This window comes from Nocardia farcinica (genome assembly GCF_029867845.1).
Classification (GTDB): Bacteria; Actinomycetota; Actinomycetes; order Mycobacteriales; family Mycobacteriaceae; genus Nocardia; species Nocardia farcinica_A.
Genome location: NZ_JARWRU010001233.1, coordinates 1 through 2,309, shown reverse-complemented (window position 1 = coordinate 2,309; position 2,309 = coordinate 1). Strand labels below are relative to the sequence as shown.

The window sequence follows — 2,309 nt, the reverse complement described above, 5'->3', positions numbered from 1 at the left end:
GGCACGTGGAGGCCTCGATCTGTTTCCCGCTGCCGCGCTTCTCCGACATCCGCTACGACTACGGGCTCGCCGGGGGCGCGCTCATGGACGCGGGCTGCTACGCGGTGCACATGGCGCGGGTCTTCGGCGGCGAGGAGCCCGAGGTGGTGTCGGCGCGGGCCAAGTTGCGCGATCCGAAGGTAGATCGGGCCATGCTCGCCGATCTGCGTTTCCCGTCGGGTCACACCGGACGCGTCCGCTGTTCGATGTGGTCGGTGGATCTGCTGCGGGTGGCCGTCACCGTCGTCGGGGCGAAGGGCAGGATGCGGATCGTGAATCCGCTGCTGCCGCACCAGGGGCACCTGCTCTCGGTGCGCACGGACACGCGCCGGTTCCGGCGGCGGTTCACCCGCCGCACCTCCTACGACTTCCAGCTCGACGCCTTCACCGACGCCGTGCTGCGTGGCGCGCCGGTGCCGACCGGGCCGGACGATTCGGTGGCCACCATGTCCGTGGTCGACGCCGTGTACGCGGCCGCGGGACTGCCGCCGCGCGTGCCCGCCTGACCGGGACGGGCGCCGGTTCAGCGCCCGCACTGTTCGTCCAGGAAGTCGGCGATGTGGCCGAAGACGTCGAGGGCGGCCCCGCGGCCGATGAAAGTGTCGAGATGGCCGTAGCAGGGGATCTCGACATAGCGCACGTCGAGGGCGGGTTCGCGGTCGGCGAGGACCTGGTGGCAGAGCTTGTTCGCCCCCGGCCATGCCTCGTTGCGGCTGCCGGACAGCAGCAGCACCGGGCAGTCGATGCGGCCCGCGCTGTCCACGGCGTTCTCCGGCAGGGCGGCGAAGCGTTCGTCGTCGAGGTGGTACCTGACCACGGCACGGGCCAGTTCCATGCGGCGCAGGTGCGGCAGCAGCGACAACGGGATGGCGCCGAACAGCTCGGCCAGCCGGTCGTGGGTGCGGGGGTCGAGGTGGTCGTGCTCGAACAGTTTCGCGCCCATGCCCCAGCCGTGCTGCACCATGCGGCAGATGGGGTCGGGGCATTCGCCTCTGCGGGACAGCGCCGCGTACAGCAGCGTGCGTTTCGACCACAGGCCGACCTTGCGGAAGTCGGAGTCCAGGTGCGTGACGCGGCCGCCGATCAATTCGCTGCCGAGCAGCACCCGAACCCTGGAGGAGCCGCTCACCTTCGGCGTCAGGAACACACCCTGGGCGACCACTCCGGCCAGTCCGGGCAGCAGACCGGCGGTGAGCGCCGAGGCCGCCGCCAGCGCGCCGACGCAGTGCGCGACCAGGAACAGCGGCCGGTCCCCGATCCGCTGCCGCACCTGTGCGACGGCGGCGGGCAGGTCGTAGAGCGCGACCTCGTCGAGGGTGTAACGGGGGCCGGATTCGTTGTAGGGCAACCTGCTGCTGCCGCGCCAGTCCAGCAGCCACGATTCGTACCCCGCGTCGGCGAGCACATCGGTGACATTGCGGATCTCGGGCAGGTCGAACATGCGCGAGCTGACGCCGTGGCCGTGGACGAAGAGCACGGCGGGCGCCTCGTCCGGTCCCGACCGACGCAACAGCAGATCGATGCCGTCGGCGGTGCGGAACCGGATCTCGGCGTCGGCGCGCCGGGTGTCGTGGGCGGGCAGGCGGTTCATCGGCGGCCTTCCTCTCGCAGGGCCCGGCGCAGGTCGAGCAGGTCGACACCGACGCGCAGCATCGGTTCCAGCACGCCGACGCCCAGTTGCCCGCCGAACCAGCTCAGCCACAACAGTTTCGCCAGTCGCTGCTGACGCTCCGGCAGGTGCGGGTCGACTCGGATGCCGTCGATCTGGTCGGACAGGTAGGTGTGCATCGGCACCGCGATCTCCCCCGACCAGGCCGCGGGTGCGCCCTCGGCGCCGATCTCGACGAGCTGGGTGCCCAGCTGCCGGACGAACCGGCGGCGCGCGGCGGCGAACTTGTGACCGGTCAGCCACCAGGTGCGGCCGTCGGGGGCGCGCAGGGTGAGGTCGTAGCGCATGAGCGGGTGGCGGGATTCGCCGCGCGGCGGCAGACCGTCGTGCGGGCGAACGGCGGCGGTGCCGCTCACGGTGAGCGGTTCGTCGTGCAGGGCGGGACAGCTCACCGTGCCGGAGACGTCGAGGATGCGGGCGGTGAAGGCCTGCGCGCTGTCGGCGGCCGACAGGGTCAGGCGGGCGTCGCAGGGGATGTCCGCCACGCCGCCGACCGGGCCGACCAGTCCGCTCAGCGTCTCGTCGAAACGCAGATACGGTTCGCCGCTGGGTGATCGGAGCCCGGCCGTCGCCGCCACCGTCCTGCCGCGCGCCGCTACGG

Annotated in this window: 2 protein-coding genes and 1 pseudogene; 1 reads left to right on the top strand and 2 read right to left on the bottom strand. The window is 71.9% G+C overall.

The genetic code is table 11. The features are described from left to right. Window positions 1-545, top strand: a 545-nt coding sequence (locus tag QH283_RS27575) for a Gfo/Idh/MocA family protein (protein ID WP_280505853.1), incomplete at its 5' end; no start/stop codon positions are given. 17 nt (window positions 546-562) lie between these two features. Here QH283_RS27575 and QH283_RS27570 read toward each other — a convergent pair. Then, a complete protein-coding gene (locus tag QH283_RS27570) occupies window positions 563-1,630 on the bottom strand; it encodes an alpha/beta hydrolase (protein WP_280505852.1) in 1,068 nt (355 codons plus the stop codon). Next, window positions 1,627-2,309 (bottom strand): annotated as a pseudogene (locus QH283_RS27565) (thioester reductase domain-containing protein); the annotation flags it as partial. The pseudogene QH283_RS27565 and the gene QH283_RS27570, both read right to left, overlap by 4 nt.

Bases quoted from the DNA above. Each gene is read 5' to 3' on its own strand.
- QH283_RS27570 (WP_280505852.1), bottom strand. From the start codon at position 1,630: ATGAACCGCCTGCCCGCCCACGACACCCGGCGCGCCGACGCCGAGATC.